This window comes from Thiocapsa sp., assembly GCF_022340925.1.
In the GTDB taxonomy this organism is placed as follows: domain Bacteria; phylum Pseudomonadota; class Gammaproteobacteria; order Chromatiales; family Chromatiaceae; genus Thiocapsa.
Map to the genome: position 1 here is coordinate 15347 of NZ_JAJDNA010000032.1, position 25508 is coordinate 40854.

The 25508-nt window shown below is 64.7% G+C and carries 24 protein-coding genes; 4 read left to right on the plus strand and 20 right to left on the minus strand.

The genetic code is table 11. The features are described 5' to 3' along the window. Positions 1–42 precede the first annotated feature (42 nt). The 15 genes from LJE61_RS04565 to LJE61_RS04635 form a co-directional block, all read right to left on the minus strand. Positions 43–1176, minus strand: a complete 1134-nt coding sequence (locus LJE61_RS04565) for a sodium ion-translocating decarboxylase subunit beta (RefSeq protein ID WP_296912572.1) — start codon at positions 1174–1176, stop codon at positions 43–45. 2 nt (positions 1177–1178) lie between these two features. Further along, positions 1179–2975: a sodium-extruding oxaloacetate decarboxylase subunit alpha gene (gene oadA / locus LJE61_RS04570; protein WP_296912570.1), complete on the minus strand. Its 1797-nt coding sequence runs from the start codon at positions 2973–2975 to the stop codon at positions 1179–1181. A gap of 167 nt (positions 2976–3142) precedes the next feature. After that, positions 3143–3379, minus strand: coding sequence for an OadG family protein (locus LJE61_RS04575; RefSeq protein ID WP_296912567.1), 237 nt, complete (start codon positions 3377–3379; stop codon positions 3143–3145). Positions 3380–3559: 180 nt separating this feature from the next. Further along, the gene (locus LJE61_RS04580; RefSeq protein ID WP_296917582.1) at positions 3560–4855 is read right to left on the minus strand and encodes an adenylosuccinate synthase; all 1296 of its coding nucleotides are present in this window, start codon (positions 4853–4855) and stop codon (positions 3560–3562) included. Positions 4856–4865: 10 nt separating this feature from the next. Further along, positions 4866–6059, minus strand: coding sequence for an ATP phosphoribosyltransferase regulatory subunit (locus LJE61_RS04585; protein ID WP_296912561.1), 1194 nt, complete (start codon positions 6057–6059; stop codon positions 4866–4868). 55 nt (positions 6060–6114) lie between these two features. After that, positions 6115–6297, minus strand: a complete 183-nt coding sequence (locus LJE61_RS04590; RefSeq protein WP_296912559.1) for a DUF2065 domain-containing protein — start codon at positions 6295–6297, stop codon at positions 6115–6117. Between the two features lie 284 nt (positions 6298–6581). After that, positions 6582–7451 carry a protease modulator HflC gene (gene hflC, locus LJE61_RS04595; protein WP_296912557.1) on the minus strand — a complete coding sequence of 290 codons (870 nt, stop codon included), beginning with the start codon at positions 7449–7451 and terminating at the stop codon, positions 6582–6584. After that, positions 7452–8621, minus strand: a complete 1170-nt coding sequence (hflK, locus tag LJE61_RS04600; protein ID WP_296912554.1) for an FtsH protease activity modulator HflK — start codon at positions 8619–8621, stop codon at positions 7452–7454. Between the two features lie 344 nt (positions 8622–8965). Further along, positions 8966–10258: a ribosome rescue GTPase HflX gene (hflX, locus tag LJE61_RS04605; RefSeq protein WP_296912552.1), complete on the minus strand. Its 1293-nt coding sequence runs from the start codon at positions 10256–10258 to the stop codon at positions 8966–8968. A 48-nt stretch (positions 10259–10306) separates the two neighbouring features. Further along, positions 10307–10558, minus strand: coding sequence for an RNA chaperone Hfq (hfq, locus tag LJE61_RS04610; protein WP_296912592.1), 252 nt, complete (start codon positions 10556–10558; stop codon positions 10307–10309). 517 nt (positions 10559–11075) lie between these two features. Continuing rightward, the gene (gene miaA / locus LJE61_RS04615) at positions 11076–11993 is read right to left on the minus strand and encodes a tRNA (adenosine(37)-N6)-dimethylallyltransferase MiaA (RefSeq protein WP_296917587.1); all 918 of its coding nucleotides are present in this window, start codon (positions 11991–11993) and stop codon (positions 11076–11078) included. 123 nt (positions 11994–12116) lie between these two features. Next, positions 12117–13949 carry a DNA mismatch repair endonuclease MutL gene (gene mutL / locus LJE61_RS04620; RefSeq protein WP_296912549.1) on the minus strand — a complete coding sequence of 611 codons (1833 nt, stop codon included), beginning with the start codon at positions 13947–13949 and terminating at the stop codon, positions 12117–12119. Between the two features lie 51 nt (positions 13950–14000). Further along, on the minus strand, positions 14001–15368 hold the full coding sequence (locus LJE61_RS04625) for an N-acetylmuramoyl-L-alanine amidase (RefSeq protein WP_296912546.1): 1368 nt from the start codon (positions 15366–15368) through the stop codon (positions 14001–14003). Between the two features lie 97 nt (positions 15369–15465). After that, positions 15466–15957: a tRNA (adenosine(37)-N6)-threonylcarbamoyltransferase complex ATPase subunit type 1 TsaE gene (gene tsaE, locus LJE61_RS04630; RefSeq protein WP_296912587.1), complete on the minus strand. Its 492-nt coding sequence runs from the start codon at positions 15955–15957 to the stop codon at positions 15466–15468. Then, complete coding sequence (locus LJE61_RS04635; protein ID WP_519972658.1) at positions 15957–17519, minus strand: NAD(P)H-hydrate dehydratase; 1563 nt, start codon at positions 17517–17519, stop codon at positions 15957–15959. Before LJE61_RS04635 ends, tsaE begins: the two co-directional genes overlap by 1 nt. A gap of 66 nt (positions 17520–17585) precedes the next feature. Here LJE61_RS04635 and queG point away from each other — a divergent pair, with 66 nt between their 5' ends. Beyond that, a complete protein-coding gene (gene queG / locus LJE61_RS04640) occupies positions 17586–18683 on the plus strand; it encodes a tRNA epoxyqueuosine(34) reductase QueG (protein ID WP_296912544.1) in 1098 nt (365 codons plus the stop codon). A gap of 103 nt (positions 18684–18786) precedes the next feature. Here the strand turns inward: queG and orn are convergent, their stop codons facing one another. Beyond that, entirely contained in the window at positions 18787–19335 is a 549-nt protein-coding gene (gene orn, locus LJE61_RS04645; protein ID WP_296912542.1) for an oligoribonuclease, read from the minus strand. Positions 19336–19551: 216 nt separating this feature from the next. Between orn and LJE61_RS04650 the strand changes: the two genes are divergently transcribed. The 3 genes from LJE61_RS04650 to LJE61_RS04660 are packed head-to-tail and all read left to right on the plus strand — an operon-like array spanning position 19552 to position 21415. Continuing rightward, complete coding sequence (locus LJE61_RS04650) at positions 19552–19845, plus strand: cytochrome c family protein (protein ID WP_296912540.1); 294 nt, start codon at positions 19552–19554, stop codon at positions 19843–19845. 4 nt (positions 19846–19849) lie between these two features. Further along, a complete protein-coding gene (gene rsgA / locus LJE61_RS04655; RefSeq protein ID WP_296912538.1) occupies positions 19850–20863 on the plus strand; it encodes a ribosome small subunit-dependent GTPase A in 1014 nt (337 codons plus the stop codon). 36 nt (positions 20864–20899) lie between these two features. Then, positions 20900–21415, plus strand: a complete 516-nt coding sequence (locus tag LJE61_RS04660; protein WP_296912535.1) for an EVE domain-containing protein — start codon at positions 20900–20902, stop codon at positions 21413–21415. 187 nt (positions 21416–21602) lie between these two features. Here LJE61_RS04660 and LJE61_RS04665 read toward each other — a convergent pair whose 3' ends face one another. From LJE61_RS04665 to LJE61_RS04680, 4 genes are all read right to left on the minus strand, one after another. After that, a complete protein-coding gene (locus LJE61_RS04665; RefSeq protein ID WP_296912533.1) occupies positions 21603–21959 on the minus strand; it encodes a hypothetical protein in 357 nt (118 codons plus the stop codon). Between the two features lie 183 nt (positions 21960–22142). Continuing rightward, positions 22143–23432 carry an adenosylmethionine--8-amino-7-oxononanoate transaminase gene (gene bioA, locus LJE61_RS04670; RefSeq protein ID WP_296912530.1) on the minus strand — a complete coding sequence of 430 codons (1290 nt, stop codon included), beginning with the start codon at positions 23430–23432 and terminating at the stop codon, positions 22143–22145. Next, positions 23429–24862 (minus strand): GTPase/DUF3482 domain-containing protein, encoded by a 1434-nt coding sequence (locus LJE61_RS04675; protein WP_296912529.1) that lies wholly within the window; start codon positions 24860–24862, stop codon positions 23429–23431. Before LJE61_RS04675 ends, bioA begins: the two co-directional genes overlap by 4 nt. Beyond that, positions 24862–25508, minus strand: a 647-nt coding sequence (locus LJE61_RS04680; RefSeq protein ID WP_296917585.1) for a DUF2868 domain-containing protein, incomplete at its 5' end; no start/stop codon positions are given. The genes LJE61_RS04680 and LJE61_RS04675, both read right to left, overlap by 1 nt.

The following is a 25508-nucleotide window of genomic DNA, read 5'->3' on the forward strand; positions in this document are numbered from 1 at the left end:
AACCTGTGCTATCGCGTCAACCCGAGGCCGCGGGCCGCCCCCTCAGGGCCTGACCAGCGCGAGCAAGACACCTGCCGCAACCGCGGAGCCGATGACACCGGCGACATTCGGTCCCATTGCATGCATCAGCAGGAAATTGTGATGATTCTCGGCCAATCCGACCTTGTTGACGACCCGCGCCGACATGGGTACCGCCGAAACCCCCGCCGCACCGATCAGCGGATTGACCTTCCCGCCAGTCATTCGGTGCATCAGCTTCCCCATCAAGACGCCGGCAGCGGTCCCGATGCCGAACGCAACGGCCCCGAGCACCAAGATGCCAAGCGTCTGCGGCGTCAGGAAAAGCTCGCCCGAGAGCTTGGATCCGATCGCCAGGCCAAGCAAAATGGTCACGACATTGATGATCTCGTTTTGAGCGGCCCGACTGAGGCGATCGACCACACCGCTCTCACGCAGCAGGTTTCCGAAGGTCAGCATCCCGATGAGTGGGGCCGCGGACGGCAGCAGCAGAGCGCACAGGATGAGCACGGCAAAGGGAAAGAAGAGCCGCTCCAGGCGCGAGACGGGTCGCAGCTGCTCCATCACAACCTGGCGCTCGGCCTTGTTCGTCAGGATCCGCATGATCGGTGGCTGGATGATGGGGACCAGCGCCATGTACGAATAGGCGGCCACTGCTATCGCGCCGAGCAGATCCGGCGCCAAGCGCGACGCCAGAAAGATCGCGGTCGGGCCGTCCGCCCCGCCGATGATGGCGACGGCGGCGGCATCCGACAGACTGAAGTCGAAGCCTGGGACGAGATTGAGCGCGAGCGCACCGATCAGGGTCGCGAAGATCCCAAACTGCGCCGCCGCTCCCAAGAGGAGTGTCGAGGGTCTGGCAATCAAGGCACCGAAGTCGGTCAAGGCCCCGACCCCAAGGAAGATGAGAAGCGGAAAGATGCCTGTCTCGACCCCGACATGATAGATCATGCCGATCATTCCGTCTGGTCCGCCCATACCGGCGACCGGGATGTTGGACAAGATCGCACCGAAACCGATGGGAAGGAGCAGCAGGGGTTCGAAGCGCTTTGCGATCGCCAGGTAGATCAGCCCCGCGCCGACCGCCAGCATGACTCCTTCCCGCCAGGTCAGATTGGCGACGCCCGTCGACTGCCAGAGCGTGAGCAAGGCCTCCATGGTCAAGCCAACGTCAGCAGCGTCTGGCCGACTTGGAGGGTATCACCTTCCCGGACCGAGAGCGCCAGCACGGTTCCGGCGGCCGGCGAGCGGACCTCGGTTTCCATCTTCATCGCCTCAAGCACGAGGATCACCTCGCCGGAGGCAATCACCTGGCCCGGCGTGACATGGATCCGGACCACCGTCCCGGCAAGCGGGGCAGGCACCGGGCGGCCCTCAGCGGGCACAGACGGGGCGGTCGGCGCGGGCGTGACCTCCGCGATGGCGCCCTCGGGCGAGACCGTGACCTGATAGCTGCGCCCGTCGACAGCGACACGATAGCGCTCTTCGGCAGGGCCGGCCTGCGGCGGTGTCGGTCGGGCGCGCGGCGCCGCCTCGGCGACGTTCGGCTGGCTCGGCTCTTCCCAAGGTCGCGGCTCGAAGGCGCCCGGGTTTCCGCGGTTCTCGAGGAACTTGAGACCGACCTGGGGAAACAGGGCGTAGGTCAGCACATCATCGACAAGCGCGTCGCCCAATTCCAGAGAACGTTCCTCGGCCAGCCGACGTAGCTCCGCAGTGAGCGAGTCCAATTCCGGGCTCAGCATGTCCGCGGGTCTGCAGGTGATCGGCGCCTCGCCCGCCTTCAACACCCGCAGTTGAAGCCCGGCGCTCACCGGCGCCGGTGTCGCGCCATACTCGCCTTTGAGTACACCGGCCGTCTCATTGGTGATGCTCTTGTAGCGCTCGCCCATAAGCACATTCAGGACCGCTTGGCTTCCGACAATCTGGGAGGTCGGTGTCACCAATGGAATGAATCCAAGCTCCTCGCGCACCCTCGGGATCTCGTCGAGCACCTCGTCGAGGCGATCCGTTGCCCCCTGCTCGCGCAGCTGGTTCTCCATGTTGGTCAACATGCCGCCGGGCACCTGGGCGACGAGGATGCGCGAGTCGACACCTTTGAGTGCTCCTTCGAACTTGGCGTATTTCTTCCGAACCTCGCGGAAGTAGCCCGCGATCTCTTCCAACAGGGGCAGATCCAGACCGGTCGAACGATCCGTGTCATCCAGGATGGCCACCACCGACTCGGTCGGCGAATGACCGTAGGTCATGCTCATCGAGGAGATAGCGGTGTCGACCATGTCGATCCCTGCCTCAACGGCCTTGAGGATGCTGCTCGTGCTCATGCCGGTCGTGGCATGGCTCTGCATGGCAATCGGAATGCGGCAGGCCTCCTTCAGACGGCCTACCAATGCCTCGGCCACGTAAGGCTTGAGAAGACCGGCCATGTCCTTGATGCAGATCGAGTGGCAGCCCATGTCTTCGAGTCGCCGACCCATGTCGATCCAATAGCCGAGGTCATGGACGGGGCTGACCGTGTAGGACATGGCGCCTTGGGCGTGCTTGCCGGTCGCCAGCGCGGCCTTGACCGCGGTTTCGAGGTTGCGCACGTCGTTCATCGCATCGAAGATACGGAAGACATCGACCCCATTGGTGGCAGCGCGCTCGACGAAGGATTCGACCAGATCATCGGCATAGTGCCGATACCCAAGCAGATTTTGACCCCGCAGCAGCATCTGCTGCGGGGTCTTGGGCATCGCCGCCTTGATCCGGCGCAGCCGTTCCCAGGGATCTTCCCCTAGATAGCGAATGCAGGCATCGAACGTAGCGCCCCCCCAACTCTCGACTGACCAGTAGCCGACCTCATCCAGCCTGGCGGCGATCGGGAGCATGTCCTCGATGCGCAGTCGCGTCGCGAGCAGCGACTGGTGAGCGTCGCGCAAGACGACCTCGGTGATCGCAAGTCGATTGGTGTGATTCATGCCGGTGTCGGATCTCAGGTTTGAATTGATGTTCACTCGACACTCGCCAGGGGATCGGCGACTGTCCCCGCCTGTTCACCGAGCATCGGGGCCTCCAGGGTCGGTCGCATGATCAGAGGCAAGACGAGTTAAGAAGGGGCGTGGGACCGCCTCGAAAGACCGGCCCCTTAACGACGATGCCGTTTGCGATGTTCATGAACGCCTGCTGCAATCGCCGCAATCAGCCGCTCGTCGCCCAGAGAGGGGGCGAGATCCGTTGAAGCGGCTGGGTACGCCGGCTGTGCATCCTGAGGAGCCCATCGCGTCAGGGCTTTGGACATCAAGGTCAGCAGGCCAACCAGGATCAGCAAGAAGGCGAACACGATGGCAAGACCGATTCCAGTCAGCCAGAGACCCTCGACCAAGAGATCAACCAAGGCAGTGTTCATGGCGTCATCGCGGCGTCACGAGTCGGTCGAGAGCCCGAGGCTTCTCTGGGTGATCGCACAGCGCCTATCAATCGCGTCATGCCGCGCGCGCCAGCTCCGGAATCACGCGCAGGCATCGATGGAAGGACCCAGAGCCTGGACACCCCGACACCGGCCTCAGACATCGAAGGGGTGGCGACGGATCAATGTCTCGATTCGATCTGGGCCCGTTGAAACGAGGTCGATCGGTCGTTCGCTCAACCGCTCGATGGTATCCAGGTAGGCACGGGCGCTTACCGGCAACGCATCCAGCGAGGTTACACCCACGGTCGATTCCGACCAACCCGGCAGCTCCAGATAGACAGGTTGGCAGCGGGCCAATGCATCCGCCCCGACGGGAGGCGTCGAACGCTCCTCGCCATCGACGAGGTAGCCGGTGCAGATCTTGATGGAGTCCAGGCCGTCAAGCACATCAAGCTTGGTGATGCAGATGCCGGTGACACTGTTGACGGCGAGCGATCGCTTCAGCGAGACCATGTCAAGCCAGCCGCAGCGACGCTTTCGCCCAGTCGTAGCGCCGAATTCATTGCCGCGGCGACCGAGATGGTCTCCGGAGGCGTCGAAGAGCTCGGTTGGAAAGGGCCCGGCACCGACCCGGGTCGTGTAGGCCTTGACGATCCCCAGCACGTAATCGAAATCGCGCGGCCCCACCCCGCTGCCGCTCGCCGCGCCACCCGCCGTCGTGGTGGACGAGGTGACATAGGGATAGGTGCCATGATCGATGTCGAGCAGCGAGCCCTGAGCGCCTTCGAACAGCATATCCCTGCCCTCGGCGCGGCAGGCATGCAGATAGCCGGGCACGTCCATGACCAGCGGGCGCAAGGCTTCGGCATAACCGAGATACTCATCGAGTACGGCCGCATACTCGATCCGGTCGACCTTGTAATACTGCTCCAGCATAAAGTTGTGGTAATCCATGACCTCACGCAACCGTTCCCCGAACTGCTCGGTATCGAGCAGCTCACCGAGGCGGATGCCTCGACGCGACGTCTTGTCCTCGTACGCCGGGCCGATGCCGCGCCCCGTCGTCCCGATCGCCTTGGCCCCGCGTGCGAGCTCGCGGGCGTGATCGAGCGCAACGTGGTACGGCAGAATCACCGGGCAAGCGGCACTGATGCCGAGACGCTCCCGCGCCGGCACCCCGGAATCTTCAAGCATCTGCAGCTCCTGGAGGAGCGCGGGCGGCGAGAGGACCACGCCATTGCCGATCAGGCAGCGCACCCCCTCGCGCAAGACCCCTGAGGGGACCAGGTGCAGGACGGTCTTCGCGCCGTCGATGACCAGGGTGTGCCCGGCATTGTGCCCCCCTTGAAAGCGCACCACGACCGACGCCCGGTCGGTCAAGAGGTCGACCACCTTGCCTTTGCCTTCATCACCCCATTGGGTGCCAATCACGACGACGTTGTTGCCCATCTGTAGCTTTTTACTCCGCGAGAATATCGTCTAGCTCCCAGCGCCCATTGCGCTCGACCAGCACTTGCCGGCAGCCGAGCTCGATCGGCGCTTGATCGAGCCCCGGAAGTGCGTGGATGACGCGACGTCCGGACGCACGCAAGCGATCGACCGCCTCCTGCAATGTCGGCTCGGAGGACCAGGGCGCGTAAATCGCCCCGGGCGTTTGCTCATTTGCCCCGGTCCTCGGGCCATGGCGCAACAGCTCCTTCAGGTCGGTACTGAAGCCGACGGCCGGTCGCGCTCGGCCGAACACGCGGCCGATGTCGTCGTAGCGCCCACCGCGTGCGATCTCGAGACCCCAGCCTGGAACAAAGGCGGCGAACACGGCCCCGGTCTTATACCGGTAGCCTCGTAGCTCCGCCAGATCGTAATGAATGCAGACCTCGGGGAGCCAGCGACCCAGCTCGTCGGCCAGGCGCCCCAGGTACTCGACGGCCTCGTGAACCGGACGATCGGCGTCCCGCAGCAGGATCGCGGCGCGCGCGAGTGCATCACTGCCGTTGAGCTCGGACAGCGCCGTCAACATCCGAGCGTGTGCGCCCGCGACACCCTGGTCCGCGATGAGTGCCTCGATCTCGGACACGGCCTTCCGCTGCAGTGCGTCGAAGAGGGCGTGCTCCTGCATCGGCGACAGGCCGGCCTGGCGGGCCAGACCACGATAGATGCCGACATGCCCCAGGTCCAGGTAGACCTCCCGGATTCCCGCCGCATGGAGCGTCAGCATGATCAGCCGAAGGATCTCGGCATCGCTCTCGATCCCCGAGTGACCGTAGATCTCAGCGCCGATCTGCAATGGGCTGCGGGTCCCTGCAAAACCATCGCTGCGAGTATGCAGTACGGTCCCGAGGTAACAAAGACGGGTGGGCGTGTCGCGCCTGAGGTGGTGAGCATCGATCCGGGCAACCTGAGGGGTCATATCGGCGCGCACGCCGAGCAGGCGCCCGCTGAGCTGGTCCGTCAGTTTGAACGTCTGCAGGTCGAGGTCTTGACCGGTGCCGGTCAGGAGCGACTCCAAGTAGTCGATGAAGGGTGGGATGACCAGCTCATAACCCCAGCTCGCGTAGAGATCCAGCAACTCGCGGCGCAGTGTCTCCATAACCCGCGCCTGCGGAGGCAGAATCTCCTCGATCCCAGCCGGTAATAGCCAGCGTTCCTCGTTCATTCGTTCAGCAGCCCCAGTTCCACAGTCCCGGCTCAGACGCGCAGGCTGAACAACCTCAATTGACGAGATAGAGCAGGCCGACGCCCAGGAACATACTGAAGAGGCCGGCCACGCGAAGCGACCTCTTGTCCTCGCCGGCGACCAACAACAGGGCGCGCCGAAATCCTTCCGGACTCAAGAAAGGCCAGATGCCTTCGATGACCAGTACAAGTGCGATCGCAACCAAGACGTCATGCACGAACGAGCGCCCCCGAGACCTCGAGCTTCACCTGGATCGCGCCTGCAGGGGGCGCCGGCCAAGGGGTCGCATCTTTTCAAAGCTGGATGTGTTTGTCCAACGGTTGTGGCTTGGCCGACGCCTGCTCCGGCCGGTTCGGGCCGACAGAGGCTAGATGGCACGACGGTCAACGACGTGGTGCAGGTGGGCCTGGATCGGGACAGCTGAACCGATCACGACATCCCCCCCTCAACCAGAGCAGTCGGACATGCGAGGATGCCGAATCAGGCGACCGCGACGTGGCGCTACTGCCCGGCGGGGTCCCCGAAGAAACGGAAGAACTCGGAGTCGGGCTGGAGCACCATGACGTCATGGTCCTGCCCCAGCGCCGAGCGATACGAGCTCAGGCTTCGGAAAAAGGCGTAAAACTCACGGTCCTGATCGAAGGCACTCGCATAGATCTGCGAGGCCTTGGCATCACCCTCACCGCGAGTTTGTTCCGACTCGCGATAGGCCTCGGCCACGATCACCGTGCGCTGGCGATCCGCATCGGCCCGGATGCGTTCGGCGGCCTCGCCGCCCTGGGCCCGCAGGTCCCTGGCCACCCGCTCACGCTCGGCCCGCATCCGTTGGTAGACAGACTCGCTCACCTCAGGTGGAAGGTCGATCTTTTTGACCCGAACGTCCACGACCTCGATTCCGAGGTCACCAGCGTTCTCGTTGACCTCTTTGGTCAGCAACGCCATGAGCGCAAGCCGATCGTCGGAGACGACCTCTTGAATGGTCCGTTTGCCGAACTCGTCACGCAGGCTCGTGTTGACCCGCTCCGACAGGAGCCGCGAGGTCCGCGCGACATTGCCGCTGGTCGACCGGAAAAACTGTGCCGCGTTGGAGATGCGCCACTTGGTGAATGAATCGACGATGACGTCTTTCTTCTCGATGGTCAAGAAGCGCTCGGGCTGTGAATCGAGCGTCTGTATCCGCCGATCGAAAACCTTGATGTTGTTCAGGACCGGTACCTTGAAATGCAATCCGGGCCGGTAGTCGTCCCCGACAATCTGGCCGAGCCGCAGCTTGATCGCCACCTCGTACTCCTGCACGACGAAGGTGAAGGCGTAGAGCAACACGGCGAGGGCTGCAAGAGCGGCCGGCAGAAAGTTCTTGTACTTGCCCATTCAGCGTACCCTCCGCTCGCGGTCGACCGATCGTTGCGGGCGGTCGCTGGCCTCTGCCGCAACCGCCGGCGCCACGGGCTCGGGTCGCGACGGCGCAGTCTCGGTCTGGCGTTGCTTCATCAGCTGGTCAATCGGCAGGTAGAGGAGGCTGTTCCCTTCCTCCCCGGCTTCGAGGATCACCTTGCTGCTTCGGCCCAAGACCTGCTCCATCGTCTCCAGGTACAGGCGCTGACGCGTGACCTCGGGGGCCTGCAGATACTCGGTGAGGATGGCCGTGAACCGGGCAGTCTCACCCTCGGACCGGGCGACCACCTGATCCCGGTAGGCCCGTGCGTCGGCCACGATCCGGGCCGCCTCTCCACGTGCCTGAGGCAGCACCTCGTTCGCGTAAGCTTCCGCCTGGTTTTCCAGCCGCTCCTTGTCCTCACGGGCCTTGATGGCGTCATCGAAGGCGGCCTTGACCTGCTCCGGCGGCTTCGCGGGCTGCATGTTGACAGCGGTCACGAGGAGTCCCGTCCGGTACTGGTCCATCAGGGCCTGAATGCGTTCGCGGATCGTGACCGCCGTTGCGCCCCGACCCTCCGTCATGACGAAGTCGAGCTTGCTCCCGCCGACCGTGACACGCACCACCGTGACAGTCGCGTCCCGCAGCGTCTTGTCCGGATCCGCGACCTGGAAGAGGAAGTCAGCCGCGTCCTGAATCCGCGACTGCACGGTCAGCTCGACATCCACGATGTTTTCATCTTGCGTCAGCATCGACGCCGAGTGGCTGAAGGTCGAGATCTCGTCGACATTCACCTTGACCACCGCCTCAACGGGCCAGGGGACATGCCAGTGCGGGCCTGGGTCGGTCGTATCGACATACTTGCCGAACCGGGTCACGACGCCCCGTTCGGCTGGCTCGACGATATAGATTCCGGTCGCAAGCCAGACGACGAGGAGGATGCCGACCATGACGCCGATGGCACGAGAGCTGAAGCCACCGGTCGGCATATTGAATCCGCCGCCTCCCGAGCCGCCCCCCCCCGCCGGTCTGTTGCCCCCGAACAAGCCGCCCAGCTTCTCTTGGAGCTTCCGCACGACTTCGTCAAGATCGGGTGGACCCTGATCGCCGCCCCCTTTGCCGCTCCAGGGGTCTTTGTTGCCCCCACCTGGCTCGTTCCAGGCCATAGCTTCTCCGTCTGTCGAGTTCGACTGTTGAGTGATCGGTATCAACGCAGGCCCGCCAGCGCGGGAGCGGTACGGGAGCGCCAATCTGGAGCACGTCGCTCCCCTTGCAAAGACGTCAGAGTGCCGACGAAGCGTGTCGATATCAAGCACTGAGGCGATCGCGCCCGTTCCGCCCGAGGCTGATTCTATGTGACCAGCGCGGCGCTGGGCAAACAGCAGCGCGTGATGCCCGCGCATGGCACCCGCGCCGCACCGCCGGCGGAGCTCCCGGGGAAGCCGCTGATGATTGGGCTTCCCCGGTCAAAATCAGCATGCGCTCCAAGCGGAAGACCGCCTTCCCCAGCTCAAGCAGATGCCGCGCTGCGGCGGTGTGAGAGCTGGCCGCCCTGGGACGCCAGCCGCTCCCAGTCCGGGCGCCTGATCAGAAACTCCATTGACCAGCCGCCCGTCGGTGTGGGTTCGTCTGACAGGACCTCGGCATGCCGAAAGAGCCACGCACGCAACCGCCCGTCAGTCGGGGCGAGATCCACCGAACGCCGCAGCCGCTCTCCTCCCACCAATTCAGCGATCGCCTGCAAAAGGAGTCCGGCGCCCTCGCCCGTATGCGCTGAAAGCCAGACGCGTCTGGGCACACCGCACCGGTCACGCTCAATCCGCGGTTGCTCACCGGGCAGCAGGTCGAGCTTGTTGTAGACCTCGAGTCGCGGGATCGTGTCGCTTCCGATCTCGGACAGCACCAGCTCCACATCCGTGCAGAGGCGGACCCGGTGCGCAGCCGACGCCTCGATCACGTGGAGAAGCAGCGATGCATTCCGGGTTTCCTCAAGGGTCGAGCGGAATGCAGCCACGAGCTCGTGAGGAAGCCGGCTGACAAAGCCAACGGTATCAGCCAGCAAGACCCGACCGCCGTCCGGCAAGGCCAGCCGGCGCAAGGTCGGATCCAACGTCGCGAACAATTGGTCGGCTTGGAGCACCCCCGCCTCGGTCAACAGATTGAACAGCGTCGACTTCCCGGCATTGGTGTAACCGACCAGAGAGACCACCGGCAGCTCGGCCTTCGCCCGCGCCTTACGTCCCTGCGCCCGCTGGATCTGGATACGATCCAGGCGGCGATTCAGCAGGGTCATGCGCCTGCCAAGGAGTCGCCGGTCGGTCTCGAGCTGGGTCTCACCCGGTCCGCGCAAGCCGATCCCGCCTTTCTGGCGTTCCAAGTGCGTCCATCCCCGCACCAGGCGGGTCGACATATGTGTCAGCTGGGCAAGCTCGACCTGGAGCTTGCCCTCGAACGAACGCGCTCGCTGCGCAAAGATGTCGAGGATCAGACCGGAGCGATCCACCACCCGGCACCGCAGCAGGCGTTCCAGATTGCGCTCTTGGGCGGGCGAGAGCGCATGATTGAAGATCACCAACTCGGCTTGGGTGGCCGTGACCAGCTCGATCAGCTCGTCACACTTGCCGGTACCGATGAACAGCCGCGGGTCGGGGGCTGCGCGTGTGCCTCCCATCACACCGGCGATTTCAGCGCCGGCCGCCGCGCCAAGGCGCCGAAACTCCTCGTGCTCGTCCGACTCAACGGACGAGCCGATGCCGAGGTGCACCAAGACGGCACGCTCTCCTGCACTTGGCCGCTCAAACATGGTCACGCCGAACGCGCCTTCAGGTCGTCTGGCGTCGCTGAGGTCTGATCAGGCGTTTCCGGGCTCCGGCGGGGTGACTTCAGCCTGAGGCAACTTGACATTCCGCGCCGGGACGACTGTCGATATCGCATGTTTGTAGATCATCTGACTGACGTTGTTCTTCAACAACACGACGAACTGGTCGAACGACTCTATTTGGCCCTGCAACTTGATCCCGTTGACGAGGAAGATCGACACAGGAACCCGTTCCTTCCTCAGGGCGTTCAAGAAAGGGTCTTGGAGGCTTTGGCCCTTGGACATCGGTTGACTCCTTGTTGATTTTAGTCGTTGCGCCTGAATGCCCGGCAAAAACGCGAGGGCTTTGATCGCTGCCAATCAAGCCGGGTCCGAAGCCGACGGGACTGCAGCCGGGACAGGCATACCCGTCGAAAAGATTTCCCCGCATAGTGTCGTCGAAACGAAGCGCTCACACCATCTCGGCCTTTGACGTGAGCGATCGACAGGTCCAGGACTCGGACCAGCGACCAGATCGCCGCAATCACTGAACCCGCCCCTTCTTCCTTCGGCAAATAGCACGCCATCGCCGTCCACCCAAAGCCACGTCATCGCCTGACAGCGCCCCGCATCGCCGCAAGACCATCTTACGACATCGCGCGATCGACCGAAGTTTCGACGCAACGCGCCGACAACGACCGCGAAGGAGACACTGACTGATTGCCCATCCTGGCCAACAATCAGCACACAGTCGAAAACGCGGCTTCCGACTTCCGGTATTTCCCGTCGCTCAGGCGACCGAAAATGGCGGAGCTTCGCGCTCCTAAGTGGGGCACATCATCCTGGTGATCCGGTCAACCGCATCGCCCACGGCATGCGGCTCGTCGGCAAGCCAGTGACCGTCCGACTCGGCTCGCAGCCACGTGAGTTGGCGCCTCGCAAGCTGCCTGGACGCAGCGATCCCGGTATAGCGCATCTCGTCCCAGCTCGCGTCGCCGGTAATGTACCGCAGCACCTGCCTGTACCCGACCGAGCGCATGGAGGGCAGATCCGCCGTCAGGTCGCCCCGAGCCCAGAGTTGCGCGACCTCATCGACCAAGCCGCGAGCGAGCATGGAGCGGAAACGCTGCTCGATCCGTTCATGCAGCAGACCTCGCTCCGAGGGCGCACGAACCAGTTTGAGCAAGCGATATGGGAGGTCAGCCGTGTCACCGGCCTCACGGATCAGCTCGCTCATCGGCCGACCGGTGATGGCATGCACCTCGAGAGCGCGTTGGATCCGGTGCGGGTCGTTCGGGTGGATGCGGCGCGCGGAGGTCGGGTCGAGCCTCGCCAAATGTTCATGCATCGCCGGCCAACCGATTGCGCTCGCCTCATCCACGATGGCTCCGCGCAATGTCGGATCGGCGCTCGGCAAGCGGGCCAGACCCTGTTGCAGCGCGCGCAAGTAAAGCATGGTGCCGCCGACCAGCAGCGGAATACGGCCACGTCCGGCGATCTCAGACATGGCCGCCAAGGCATCCGCGCGAAAACGCGCGGTCGAGTAGACCTGATTCGGCTGCAGGATGTCGATCAGCCGATGTGGCGCCTGAGCGAGGACATCCGGTGTCGGCTTGGACGTGCCGATATCCATGCCAATATACACCATCGCCGAATCCACGCTGACAATCTCGCACGGGAGATGCCGGACCAGCTCGACGGCGAGGTCGGTCTTCCCGGATCCGGTCGGCCCCGTCAAGATGACGGCAAGGGGACGCTCCTCGAGATTCCCAGGCGATGCGTCGACTTCAGAGCGGCGGGATAGGTAGGGCAAGACGAGGGCCGGCGTGATCAGCGAAATGCCCGAGAGGACGTTGAGATCACTTTAGCGCCCTCGCGCGAACCAGCGATCGAGCTCGTCGTAACCCACGCGGATCCAGGTCGGACGACCGTGATTGCACTGGTCGATCCGCTCCGCGCGCTCCATTTCACGGAGCAGTCCGTTCATCTCGTCCAGGGTCAAACGGCGATTCGCCCGGACCGCGCCATGGCAGGCCATGGTGGCGAGCACCGCGTTGATCGCCTCGTCGAGCCGGCTGCTGCGGCCAGATGCGGCCAGGTCCGAAAGCAGGTCACGCACCAGCCCCTCTTGATCCGCATGCCTGAGCAGGGCCGGCACCTCGCGGACGGCCAGGGTACCGGCATCGATCCGGTCGATCACCAGGCCCAGCGACGCCAGGGCCTCTGTGTGCGACTGAATCAAGTCCGCCTCGCGGTCCGTGACCGCGACGGTCACCGGGATGAGCAGAGGCTGTCGGGTGACCGCGCCGGAGCGCCAGCCCGCTTTCAGCCGCTCATAACCGAGACGCTCATGGGCCGCATGGATGTCGACGATGATCAATCCATCGCGCGCCTGCGCCAGCAGATAGGCGCCGTTGATCTGCCCCAGTGCAAAGCCGAGCGGCAACGCCGGATCGCCTCGCGCCGCCTCGTCTTCCTCCGGATTGCGCGTGCCGGACGGCGCCGGCGGTCGTTGGAAGGCAAGGTCAGCCCGGAAGCGATCGGCATAGCCATTTCGCCCCTCGGCAACACCCAGCGGCAGATGCCGGGCGCGAACCGCTGCGCCCCCGGGACCGCGGGTGTCCTCGCCGATGCCGGGCTGGCCGACCCAGGCTGCCGCGGGGGATCCGTCGGGCGTCGGCGGTGCGCCCAGGGCACCTGACGACAGGCGTCGGTGGAGTGACCGGAAGACGAAATCATGGATCTGGCGTCCCTCGCGGAAGCGCACCTCGTGCTTGGAGGGATGAACGTTGCAGTCGACCATCCGGGCGGGAAGCTCCAAGAAGAGCAGATAGGCGGGATGTCGAGCATGATGCAGCAGGTCACTGAATGCCTGGCGCACCGCATGGCCTACCAGCTTGTCCCGCACCATCCGGCCGTTGACATAGAAGAGCTGCTGATCGGGCTGACTACGCGAAAAGGCCGGGCGGACCACCCAGCCCCACAGGCGGAAATCCACCGTCTCTTCCTCGAGCAGGAGCGACTGCTCTGAGAAGGAGGCGCCGAGCAAGCTCTCAAGACGCGCGCGCCGCCCCGATTCGTCGGTTGCCGCAGGCAGGTCGTAGAGCGTCCGGCCGTTGTGCCGCAGCTGGAAGGCGATGTCGGGCCGAGCCAAGGCGATGCGTCGGACGACTTGCTCCAAATGGCCGAGCTCGGTCTTCTCGGTCCGCAGGAACTTGCGACGAGCAGGCGTGTTGAAGAAAAGGTCCTGGACATCGACACTCGTCCCCGGCGGATGTGCCGCTGGCCGGGGTTCTTCAAGCGCTCCGTCGCTTCCGACCGTCACCTCCCAGGCGCCCGGATGATCCGGGGTGCGCGAGATCAGCCGAAGCCGACTCACCGACGCGATGCTGGGCAAGGCCTCACCACGGAACCCAAGGGTCGCCACGGCCTCGAGATCCGCGAGGTCGGCGACCTTGCTCGTGGCATGCCGCGAGAGTGCCAGCGCCAACTGATCCGGAGGGATCCCGCAACCGTCATCACGCACGCGAAGCCGCTTGACACCTCCGCGGTCGACGTCGATCTCGACGCGCCGGCAGCCCGCGTCGAGACTGTTTTCGATCAACTCCTTGGCGACCGAGGCCGGGCGCTCAACGACCTCGCCGGCCGCGATCTGATTCACGAGATGACTGGACAGGATGCGGATCGGCCGGGACATGACGCCGATGGAAACAAAACGACGGCGCCGAGGCAAGCCGTCGACCGGTCCTCAGGATCCCTCGGGGATCGCGAGCACCTGACCGACCCGGATCAAATCGTCGGTCAATCCATTCTGAGTCCGCAGGGCAGAGAGGCTGACGCTGAATCGCGTGGCGATCTCAGACAGTGTGTCGCCTGGGTGGATCACATATTCCCGTGCCCCACCGCTAAGGCGCGGGGATGTGTCGACCAACATTCCCGGCGGCGGGTGCCGACGGAAGTAAGCCCTGATGCCGGCGAGCATCGCCTCGGCGAGCTTCCGCTGGTGGGCACGGTTCCTGAGACGCTTCTCCTCCTCTGGATTGCTGATAAAGGCCGTCTCAACCAGGATCGAGGGGACATCCGGGGCCTTGAGCACGGCAAATCCCGCCCGCTGGACATCGCTCCGATGGACGGTGCCCAGGCGGCCTAGATTCGCGAGGACCAGCGCGGCAGCTTCGGTGCTGTGCTCGATCGTGGCATTCTGGGTCATGTCCATCAGAACCGTCGCGAGCAGATCGTCGTTGACCGCGAGATCGACCCCGCCGATGAGATCGGCGCTGTTCTCACGATTCGCCAACCACCTCGCCGCCTCGCTGCTCGCCCCGCCATGCGAAAGCGTATAAACGGACGAGCCCCGTACGTCCGAGCTCGTGAAGGCATCGGCATGGATCGATACGAAGAGGTCCGCCTGATGCTCACGAGCCTTGCTGATACGGTCACGAAGCCCGACGTAATAGTCGGCGTCCCGGATCATGAGCGGCTGAAGGCCTGGCTCGCGCTCGACCAACTTGACCAGCTCGCGGGCGATCGACAGGGTCACTTCTTTTTCTCGGGTGCCGCCTGTCCCGACCGCCCCCGGGTCTTCGCCCCCGTGGCCCGCATCGATCGCGACGATGACAGGCCGTGCAAACCCGCTGCGCGCCGCATCTGCACGCGCAGCGGGTAAGGTCCTGGAATCGGGGAAGGAGGGCAGGACAACCCGCCGCACGCTCACGCCGTCCTTGGGCACGAGGTCGATCACGAGCCGGTGGCCGTAGCGTTCGTTCGGCCCCAATGCGAAACTCTTGGCTCGGACGGGCTGCTTGAGATCCAAGACAATGCGCAGATGCGAGCGGTCTCGCGGCCCACCCCGCAAGCCGACCAGGTTCGCGTCGCTCATCTCGACCTTGGGCAGCTTGGCATCGAAACGTGTGTCTTCCAGGTCCACGACCAGGCGATCGGGTTCATCGAGGGGGAAGATCTGATAGGCGACGGCAGCGGAGGTTTCGAGTACGAGCCGGGTCTTCTCCGGATCGGTCCAAACCCGCGCGCCCTGCAGAATCGACTGCGCCGCGCACAGGGATTGCGACAGCACCGCAAGTAAGAGGAGGGCGATTGGCGCGATGACTCTCTTCAATGCGCAGCCTTCTGAGGATATCCATTCGAGCACTGGTGTGGAAAAGATAGCATGTCGCGGCAAACCTTTCCAAGCGACATCATTTGATTACGTTAACTTACTCACACAATTCACAATTTCTGGCACCATTCGGACGCTCAACCGCGAGGGTGTCGAGGACGGCCTGCCCCGAGGGTGTCTCGGCCGAAAGACGCAGACGCCGACCGTTTGCGGCATATTCCATGGTGATCCGGAGGTCGGCGTGTGGAAGCACCCCAGAACCGCGCTCGGGCCATTCCACGACCCAAATCGCGTCCTCTCCAAGCAGATCGCGCAGACCAAGATAGTCGAGCTCGCGCGGATCGGCGAGTCGGTAGAGATCGAGGTGATAGAGGCGCGCACCTGCCAATTCATAGGGCTCGAGCAGGGTGTAGGTCGGGCTCCGTACGGCGCCCCGATACCCGAGTCCGGCGAGGAGACCACGAGCCAAGGTGGTCTTTCCGGTCCCGAGGTCGCCTTCGAGATAGAGGACCAGACGCGATGGCAAGTGCTTCGCGAGGGATGCACCAAAAACGAGCTGAGCCTCGGGATCGGGCACCCGGCACTCGATCACGGCGATTCCTCCGACCGGCTTGTCCGATTGATCAAGACGCGCAGGCTCGCGATGATGTCGCTCGCGATCATGCCCCGCTCCCCCTGGCACGCGGCGAGATCACCCGCCGCCGCATGGAGACAGACCCCGGCGCAGGCGGCCTCGTCCGCGTCGAGACGCTGGGCGCGCAGCGCGCCCACGACGCCTGTCAGCACGTCGCCCGATCCCGCCGTGGCCATGCCGGGGTTGCCGTCACTGCAGACGGCCGGGAGGCGCCCGGGGCTGCCTTGGATGAGGGTGCCAGCCCCTTTGAGGACGACGACCCCGCCGAAGCGTCCCTGCAGATCGCGGGCGCTCCGCGGACGGTCCTGCTCGATCGACGCCACGCTGGTCCCCAGCAGTCGCGCCGCCTCACCCGGATGGGGCGTCAAAACCCAATCTGCCCCGCTCGCAGGGGCTTCGGCCAGCAGGTTCAGGGCGTCGGCATCCACCACCAGCGGCATGCGCAGAGCACACACACTTGCCCAGAGATCGCGGGCCCACGGGTCGCGTCCCAGACCTGGCCCGATCGCGACGACGTCCGATCGCTCGATGAATGGCGCCAAGTCAGCGGAGGTCTCGACGGCGACCACCATCAACTCAGGGCGCCACAGGTTCAGCCAGGCGGCATGCGCGGGGTGAGTGGCGACGGTCACCAGCCCAGCACCGGTCCGCAGCGCCGCCTCCCCGGCGAGACGCACGGCGCCGGATAAACCGGGGGCGCCGCCGACCAACAGGAGGTGTCCGAAGGTACCCTTGTGGGCGGTGCGTTGACGCGGTCCGATACGTTCGCCTTGCTGGGCCCAATCGATCCGTCGCGCTGCAGCGATCTGGGAGGAATACACTGCAGCAGGGATCGAAAGGGCACTGAAATGGATCGCACCCGAGTGGTCGGGTCCAGCCCCGATGAATAGTCCCTGCTTGAGCCCGACGAAGGTGATAGTCGCTGAGGCGTGGACGGCCACCCCCATCACTTGCCCGGTATCGGCATGCAAACCGGAGGGGATGTCGATTGCGAGGACCGGGGAGACTTGGGTGTTGAGCGCGCGGATCGCCTCTGCCCAGACCCCTTCGACAGGGCGCTTCAGTCCGGTGCCAAGCAGGGCGTCAACCAGGACCTCGGAGCGCCGCGGCAGCCCCTGATAAGGCTCGAGCGCTCCGCCTGCGGTCCGCCAGCTCTCCAAGCTGGCGGCCGCGTCTCCGTGCACCCGCTCGGGGTCGCCGACCTGAAGCACCCGCACATCCAGCCCGTCGGCTCGCGCCAGCCGCGCGATCACATAGCCGTCCCCGCCGTTATTGCCGACACCGGCGAGCACCGCCACACGGCGCGCCCCCGGCCAGCGCTCACGTAGCACCCGGTAGGCAGCCGCCCCGGCGCGGTCCATCAGGGTGATCCCGGGGACACCGTAGTCCCGGATCGCGCACCGGTCGAGGTGACGCACCTGGTCGGCGCGGTAGAGCGCGTGGGGCAACCGATCCCCCTCCGGCATGCAGCGAATCATGTTTGCGTTACCCTGTCTGTCGCGGACCTGCCCCTTCATGAAGGGATCATGGAATCGGCATCGTATCGGGCGGCTCGGTCAACTCAGGCATCATCCGACGAACCTATGGATCCTATCCCCAGTCCCAACCCGCACCCGGCGACCCCGGATCTTGCAACCCGAATCAAGGCCTGGGGTGAGGCGCTCGGCTTTCAGCAGGTCGGGATCGCCGACACCGCTCTGGGCCAGGCCGAGGCGCGGCTCATGGCGTGGCTCGGGAATGACCGTCACGGGACCATGGACTATATGGCACGCCACGGTCGCCGACGATCACGCCCGGCAGAACTGATTCCCGGAACGCTGCGCGTGATATCCGTGCGCATGGACTATCTGCCCGAACCGCATGATGCCATTCACGCCGCCCTCGATGACCCCGGGAAGGCCTTCATCTCGCGCTATGCCCTCGGTCGCGACTATCACAAGGTCCTGCGGCGGCGGCTGCAGAAACTGGTTGATCGCATCCTCGCCGAATGCGGACCTTTCGGCCATCGGGTATTCGTCGACTCGGCACCGGTCTTGGAGAAACCGCTCGCCGAGAAGGCCGGTCTCGGTTGGATCGGCAAACACACCAACCTCATTCATCCAAGAGCCGGCTCCTGGTTCTTTCTCGGCGAGATCTATACGGATCTCGCGCTCCCGGTCGACGCCCCGATCGCCAATCACTGCGGGCGCTGCGAGGCCTGCATCGAGGTCTGCCCCACAGGCGCGATCCTCGCACCTTACGAGCTGGATGCGCGCCTTTGCATCTCCTATTTGACGATCGAGCTCACCGGCACCATCCCGGTCGAGCTGCGGCCAAGCATCGGGAATCGCGTCTATGGATGTGATGACTGCCAGCTGGTCTGCCCCTGGAACCGCTTCGCCAGGCTCGCCACAGGGCCCGAATTCCGACCCCGCCACGGACTGGATGGTGCGTCCTTGATCGAGCTATTCGCCTGGGACGAGACCACCTTCCTTGAACGAACACAAGGCGCGCCCATCCGCCGTATCGGCCATCTCCGCTGGCTGCGAAACCTTGCCATCGCACTCGGCAATGCCCCACCCTCACCCGCGGCGGTCCGCGCCCTGCGCGAACGTTCCGACCATCCTAGTGGGCTGGTTCGCGAGCATGTCCAGTGGGCGTTGCAGCGTCAGGGTCTCCGAGCTGCGGGGAACGAAGTTTGACGGACTCGGGATGCAATCTGGCCCCGCACGGCGAGATGAGCCGCAACCGGAACGGGTGTCCTCCTCAATGCGTCCGGCGCGCCCTGGCGTCTCGAACGACGGACTAAAAGTCGCGCAACAGATGCGTGCGATAATGCTGCAGCTCGGCAATGGATTCGCGGATGTCATCCAAGGCCAGGTGTCGAGAGTCTTTCTTGAATTCGCTCGCCACATCCGGCGCCCAACGCTGGGCGAGGATCTTCAGCGTGCTCACGTCCAGGTTGCGATAGTGGCAATAGGCCTCCAGCTTCGGCATCCATCGGGCGAGAAACCGACGATCCTGGCAGATGCTGTTTCCGCACAGGGGAGAGGCGCCGGCCGGGACATGGTCGGCGAGGAACCGCAGCGTCATCGACTCGGCGTCGGACTCGCTCAGCGCGCTGGTGCGCACGCGATCCAAGAGTCCCGAGCCGCCATGATGGTCGCGATTCCAGGCATCCATGCCAGCAAGGACATGCTCCGGCTGATGGATCGCAACGACCGGGCCCTCGGCGAGTATGCGAAGATCGCTGTCCGTGATCAGGGTCGCAATCTCAAGGATACGGTCCTGGAAGGGCTCGAGGCCCGTCATCTCGAGATCCAGCCAGATCAGGTTGTTCTCGTTCTTGGTCAAGTCGGTGTCCTCCTGCCTGTCGCGCGCCCGAACGGTTCAGCCATCTGGCTTGTCCCATTGCTCGGCAACATCATCGTGGAAGCAGTGGTGGAAAGTCACGTCGGGTGCGACAGCAACGCATCGGGGAGCACGGCACGGCGTGCAGGACGCTTGGCAACGTCGGGGATGCCGGGACCGTGCCATCCAGTTTGTCAACGACTCATCGGAGGATGATCCATGAAGATCACACGGAGACTTGTCGGAACTGCGTTGACGGCCCTTCTCGCAGTCGCGACGGCGACCGCACGCGCGGAAGCCGGTGAAGGCGCCGAATCACTCTACGAAGCGAATTGCCTCAGTTGTCACGGGAGCGAAATCTACACCCGTGAGGGACGGCTCATCAGCTCGATGGATGGACTCGAGCGCCAGGTTCAGCGCTGCGAGACCGCGCTTGGGCTGCGCTGGTTCGACGACGACATCAAAGATGTTGCCAACTATCTGAATGACCGTTTCTATCACTTCGGGCGCTGAGTCGATGTCGAAGCGGCGGCTCTCCGGACGCCAGATCGAGCGCATCCGCACGATCCAGGACCGCCGCCGCCAGCGACTGGCATCACGCGTCGAGAACGCCCTCTCGGAGCTTGAGGCCGAGTCCCGGCCCGAGGAAGGGCGGGTGGTCGTGCGTCACGGCAGCAACCTCGCGGTCGAAGACGCCGCCGGCGGCATGATCCTTTGCGCCTCGCGCCGAAACATCGGCCACGCGGTCTGCGGGGATCGCGTGGTATGGCAACGCACCACCGAGCACCAGGGGATCGTGACGGCCATTCTACCGCGGCGCACCGTCCTCAGCCGACCCGACAGCGGCGGCCGTGACAAACCCTTGGCGGCCAACTTGACGCGACTGGTCATCCTCGTGGCGCGGGAACCGGAGCCAAGTGAGTATCTGATGGACCAGTACTTGGTGGCGGCGGAAACCATGGGTGTCGAGGCGATCATCGTCGTCAACAAGATCGACCTGCTCGAGACGCGGGAACAAACGGTCTTTCAGCGGCGCTTCGACCACTATCAGGCGATCGGCTACCCGGTTTTCCGGACCAGTCTCCGCGATCCGGCCACGCTGACTGAGTTGACCGGTGCCTTGTGCGACCAGACCAGCATACTCGTGGGGCAATCCGGGGTCGGCAAATCGTCGCTGGTCAGGCTGCTCCTGCCGGATCGCGGGATTCAGACCGGTCGTCTGTCCAAAGCCACCGGGCTCGGACGCCACACCACCTCGGCGACAACGGCCTATCGGCTTCCCGGAGGAGGCGTCTTGATCGACTCGCCGGGTGTGCGGAGCTTCCGGATCGGTGCAATCGATCGCGATGCCTTGCAGCGGGGCTTTCGCGAGTTTCGCCCCCACCTCCGGCGCTGCCGGTTTGCCGATTGCCGACACGATCAAGAGCCGGGCTGCGCGATCCTCGCCGCAGTCCGCGACGGCCAGATCGCCGCACAGCGGCTCGCCAATTTCAGGCATCTGTTGGCCGAATCGCAGCAGATGCGCCCCTGAGATCCATCGCGCCAGACACAAGCAGGATACACGAGCATGAATTACTGGCTGATGAAATCCGAGCCGGATGCCTTTAGCCTTGACGACCTTGCCGCGCGGCCCGATCAGACCGAGCCCTGGGATGGGGTCCGTAACTACCAGGCCCGGAATATGATGCGTGATCAGATGCGCCTGGGAGATCAAATCCTGTTCTACCACTCCAATTGCGCCGTGCCGGGAGTCGTCGGCATCGCCGAGGTGGCGAGCGCGCCCTACCCCGACGCCACGGCCTTCGATCCAGCGGCGAAGTATTTCGACCCCAAGAGCGACCCCGATCGTCCGCGCTGGTATCTGGTCGAGGTCCGTTACGTCCGCCATATGACTCGCATTGTCTCGCTCGCGGAGCTCAAGACCCACGCGGACGGCCCGCTCGGGGGGCTCCCATTGGTCCGAAAGGGCAACCGGCTCTCCGTCATGCCGGTCACGCCGGAGCAGTGGCAGTTCATCCTCGGCCTTGAGCGGACACCGATCGATGCCGCTCAAGCTCCAATGGGGGCAGAGACCAAAGACTGATGTGAGGCCCCTCCACGACCCGAAATCGACCGCCGAGGTGAGCCGACGAAGAGCAAATCCTAGCCTCCCCCACTTGGGCTGCTCGCAAGCGAGTGAAGGTCTTGCCCTACCGCAGACACGCCCAGCAGGACGTGCGAGACAGCCCTGGAGGGCATGCAGCGCCCTGCGCCTCTCCGCGACGGGCACCTTACATGAGGCGCGTGATCGGCGTCTGCTGCAGCCCCAAGGCCTGCTGGCCGAGTTTGAGGGCCTGGTCGGCAAAGGTGTCTAGATCCCCCCAGCGGTCGTGGACATCGACGACCTCGGAGATCAGCTCGCCCAACACCTGCAGCCCATAGGCGCCCTCCGCGTGCTCCTCGGCCGGCCGCTGCTCGGCACAGACGTAGAAGACGGGTTCACGCCGTCCCGCTGGGACGAAGGCGAGTATATAGCGGTAAGCGCGGCCATCTCCGCTCTCGATCTCACCAAGGAGGGAGGCTTCAAGGCTGCCGATCTGGTAACGGCGTTTCGGTATGGCGGTCTTGATGATGGGTCGTTGCTGCATGGCGCTCCTCCAGACTGATTTGCAGCCCATGTGGGGACGAACCGTCGGTAACCGACCCCGACGCCCGCGCCAGCTCGCTCTCCGTCGCACCCTGTGCCCCGACCGGCGAGTCCGCTGGGTTCTCCGCCACCTTCCCGCCCCACAGTGTGCATCTCAGCCATACGGAGCCGCATCGATCCGGACCTATCCCGCAGCCGACTCCGCGATCACCTCGGAGACCGACGCGCACAAGGCTTGGAGCTCACCGTCGCTGATCACGTAGGGCGGCATCAGGTAGACCAGCCGGCCGAATGGACGGACCCAGACACCGCGCTCCACGAAGCGCCGTTGGACGTCGCGCATCCTCCCGGCATGCCGTACCTCGACGACGCCGATCGCGCCCAGGACACGGACCTCCACGACATCCGCAAGACCGCGGCAGCCGGCCAATCCGGCAGAAAGGATCCGCTCGATCCGGGCGACATTGGACCGCCACTCGGACGCCAGCAAGAGGTCGATGCTGGCATTCGCAATCGCACAGGCCAGCGGGTTGCCCATGAACGTCGGACCGTGCATGAAGGCACTCGGATCACCCGCGGAGATGGTATGGGCGACCCGGCCAGTCGCCAGGGTCGCGGCGAGCGTGAGATACCCGCCGGTCAGTGCCTTGCCGAGGGTCATGATGTCGGGCGCGATCCCGGCGTGCTCGCACGCAAAAAGCGCACCGGTGCGCCCGAACCCGGTCGCGATCTCGTCCGCGATCAGAAGGACGTCGAAACGGTCGCACAGCCGGCGCACCTCAGCCAGATAGTCTGCGCTGTAGAAGCGCATGCCCCCTGCCCCCTGCACGATAGGCTCCAGGATCACCGCGGCCAGCTCGTCGCGATGACGCTCGATCAGCGCCGCGAACCCGGCGATCTGCTCGGGTCGGCACGGCTCGCCGAAGCGACACTCGGGCGCGGGGGCGAAGAGCTGTCGGGGCAGCAGGCGCCGGAAGAGATGATGCATGCCGGTCACCGGATCACAGACCGACATGGCCCCCAGGGTGTCCCCATGGTAGCCCGAGCGAATCGTCATGAGACGCTGCTTTTCCGGCCGCCCGGCCGCCTGCCAGAACTGGACGGCCATCTTGATCGCCACCTCCACGGACACCGATCCGGAGTCGCACAGGAAGACATGCTGCAACGGCTCGGGCGTCAGCTCCACCAGGGTTCGGACCAAGCGCACCGCCGGCTCGTGGGTCAGACCGCCAAACATGACGTGCGACATGCGATCCAGCTGATCTCGGGCCGCTTGGTTGAGCAGCGGATGGTTATAGCCATGAATCGCGCACCACCAGGAGGACATCCCGTCGATCAACTCGCGACCGTCCATGAGTGTGATCCGGCAGCCCCGAGCGGAGCGCACCGGATACACCGGATCAGGGTCGATCGTGGAGGTGTAGGGGTGCCAGGCGTGAGCCTGGTCAATGGCGATCAGCTCCGACGCGTTCACAGATCCGAGCGGCTGTCGATCTCGCTCACCGCAAGCCCGTGAAGGATATCCCGGATAATGATGCGACACGCCTCCTCGCCGTCGGACTTACCTTTCTTCGCGGCGTTGAAGAAGCGGGCCAGATCACGTTGCTGCTGAGCGGACAGCTCCTCGGCGAAACCGCCCCGGCGGATCTCCTTGTCAGGCACCCGATCCGGTGCACTCTCCTCTGCCGCCTGCCGGCCGTGCGACCAGTTCATGGCCCGCGCGCTGTAGAGCACGATCCGGTCCAAGAGGACGAACGGGAAGCGCGGGTTACTGACAGGGCCAGCGGTGAAGCGCTGGGTGCCGGGGGCACGCTCGATGTCGAGCTTCGCCAGTGCCTTACTGCCGACGAACCCCAGCACGCCGCCCGTGGCGGCGCCAATCAGGGCACCCGCCCCGAGTGAATGGCCGGCCGTCGAGAGGTCGATGGTCGCACCGGAGGCGGCCCCAGCGGCCAACCCGACGAGGGCGAGCTGGCGTCTGGAGAGACCGAGCGCCTGGCTGACCTCATCGGAAAGCAGATCCTTGCCGAGGATGGAGTCCGGTGGCATGTGCCAGACATGGTGCCGGAAATGACCCCGAATCTGCTCCTGCGCCTTCACCTCAAGCTGGCGCAGGCCGTCCTCAAAGGCCGCCATCACATCCGCCCTGACGCGATCGCGGCCGCTCTTGAAGGCGAGCTTGCTCTCCTTCACGTTCCTCGAGACCTTGAAGGTCAACGCATCCTTGAGCAGATCGAGGATCGTCGTGACGGCGTGATCCGTCCGCCGAGTCCAGTCGTGCTCGAACGCATCGATGGCCTCCTGGACCAGCGGCTCCCACCGCTGGTCGATGCTCTTGAGCGCTTCGAGGAGTTTGATGCGCTCCCCGTAGGTCGCTCGATGCGCGTTGAATTCGCGTACCGAGTTGAATGCCTTACTGAGTGCATCGCGCCATTGGTTCATGTAGCGCGTCTGATTGGTGAGATTGTTGAGGATGGCCATCCGCGGCCGCGCGGTCAGACGCAGAAGCTCGATCTCGACGCGGTCCTTCTCCTTGATCCGCTTGGAGCCGTCAACCACCAGGATGATCGCGGCCCCCTCCGCCACCGGCTCCAGGAGGGCGCAGTCATGAGCAAACAGCGGGTCCGCCCGGTGCGCGGCTACGAACGCCCGTGCCAGCTCCCTTTTTTCGCCCTGAGCCTGGAACCACTCCAGGATCGCATTGGGGTTCTGGAATCCAGGCGTGTCAATGAACTCGATCACAGGGCGGCCATCAATGATGACCGGATAGACGCTGGACTCCGTCGTGGTGCCGGCCCGCTTGTCGATCGCGATCAGGTCGTTCTCGGTGAGGGTCGCGACCACGGAGGACTTGCCGGCGTTGGGATGTCCCATGATCGCCAGTCTTGGAATCTTCCCGGACATTAGACGTCTCCATCCTCGTCAGAGGGCGTCAGCATCTCCAAACGCAGATAGGGGTCGGCCATCTGGTCGATCTTGCGCTGCCAATCGGTATAGTCGAAGGATCGCACCGGCGGCAGGCGGTCATCGTCGGTCGGGTCGCCCACCAGTGCCAGTATGATCTGGGCCCGCGTCCCCGCGGCCGCGCGCAGCTCGCGCAGGAAGCGCAGACTCTCGGTGATCGGTGGCTGAGAGCCGTCCTCGATCACGGCGACCCGGGCCGGCGGTGCCTGCCAATCCCCGGTTTCAAGGATCCTGACCGCTTGCTCGGTCATCGCCGTACCGGCCCCAAATGCCGCAGTTGCTGCGATCCGCCAGCCGGTATGCTCCATGACCATCTGCTCGAGCCGAGGACGGTCCTCCTCCTCAAGGACGTCGTCGATGTCGACATGCAGCAGCGCCAAACAGGCATCCGGCGCGAACCGAATCCCGAGCATCTGCCCAGTCACGGGCGGCTCTGGAGAAGGGGCCGCAGCGACGGGCGCCGGACGCTCCGGCTCGGGTTCCGGCTCGGGTTCCGGCTCGGGTTCCGGCTCGGGTTCCGGCTCGGGTTCCGGCTCGGGTTCCGGCTCGGGTTCCGGCTCGGGTTCCGGCTCGGGTTCCGGCTCGG

What these genes read in the sequence shown, in the direction of transcription:
- LJE61_RS04565 (WP_296912572.1), bottom strand. Translation starts at nt 1,176, where the DNA reads ATGGAGGCCTTGCTCACGCTCTGGCAGTCGACGGGCGTCGCCAATCTG.
- oadA (WP_296912570.1), bottom strand. Translation starts at nt 2,975, where the DNA reads ATGAATCACACCAATCGACTTGCGATCACCGAGGTCGTCTTGCGCGAC.
- LJE61_RS04580 (WP_296917582.1), bottom strand. Translation starts at nt 4,855, where the DNA reads ATGGGCAACAACGTCGTCGTGATTGGCACCCAATGGGGTGATGAAGGC.
- LJE61_RS04585 (WP_296912561.1), bottom strand. Translation starts at nt 6,059, where the DNA reads ATGAACGAGGAACGCTGGCTATTACCGGCTGGGATCGAGGAGATTCTG.
- hflC (WP_296912557.1), bottom strand. Translation starts at nt 7,451, where the DNA reads ATGGGCAAGTACAAGAACTTTCTGCCGGCCGCTCTTGCAGCCCTCGCC.
- hflK (WP_296912554.1), bottom strand. Translation starts at nt 8,621, where the DNA reads ATGGCCTGGAACGAGCCAGGTGGGGGCAACAAAGACCCCTGGAGCGGC.
- hflX (WP_296912552.1), bottom strand. Translation starts at nt 10,258, where the DNA reads ATGTTTGAGCGGCCAAGTGCAGGAGAGCGTGCCGTCTTGGTGCACCTC.
- hfq (WP_296912592.1), bottom strand. Translation starts at nt 10,558, where the DNA reads ATGTCCAAGGGCCAAAGCCTCCAAGACCCTTTCTTGAACGCCCTGAGG.
- mutL (WP_296912549.1), bottom strand. Translation starts at nt 13,949, where the DNA reads ATGTCCCGGCCGATCCGCATCCTGTCCAGTCATCTCGTGAATCAGATC.
- LJE61_RS04635 (WP_519972658.1), bottom strand. Translation starts at nt 17,519, where the DNA reads ATGAAGGGGCAGGTCCGCGACAGACAGGGTAACGCAAACATGATTCGC.
- queG (WP_296912544.1), top strand. Translation starts at nt 17,586, where the DNA reads ATGGATCCTATCCCCAGTCCCAACCCGCACCCGGCGACCCCGGATCTT.
- LJE61_RS04650 (WP_296912540.1), top strand. Translation starts at nt 19,552, where the DNA reads ATGAAGATCACACGGAGACTTGTCGGAACTGCGTTGACGGCCCTTCTC.
- rsgA (WP_296912538.1), top strand. Translation starts at nt 19,850, where the DNA reads ATGTCGAAGCGGCGGCTCTCCGGACGCCAGATCGAGCGCATCCGCACG.
- LJE61_RS04660 (WP_296912535.1), top strand. Translation starts at nt 20,900, where the DNA reads ATGAATTACTGGCTGATGAAATCCGAGCCGGATGCCTTTAGCCTTGAC.
- LJE61_RS04665 (WP_296912533.1), bottom strand. Translation starts at nt 21,959, where the DNA reads ATGCAGCAACGACCCATCATCAAGACCGCCATACCGAAACGCCGTTAC.
- LJE61_RS04675 (WP_296912529.1), bottom strand. Translation starts at nt 24,862, where the DNA reads ATGTCCGGGAAGATTCCAAGACTGGCGATCATGGGACATCCCAACGCC.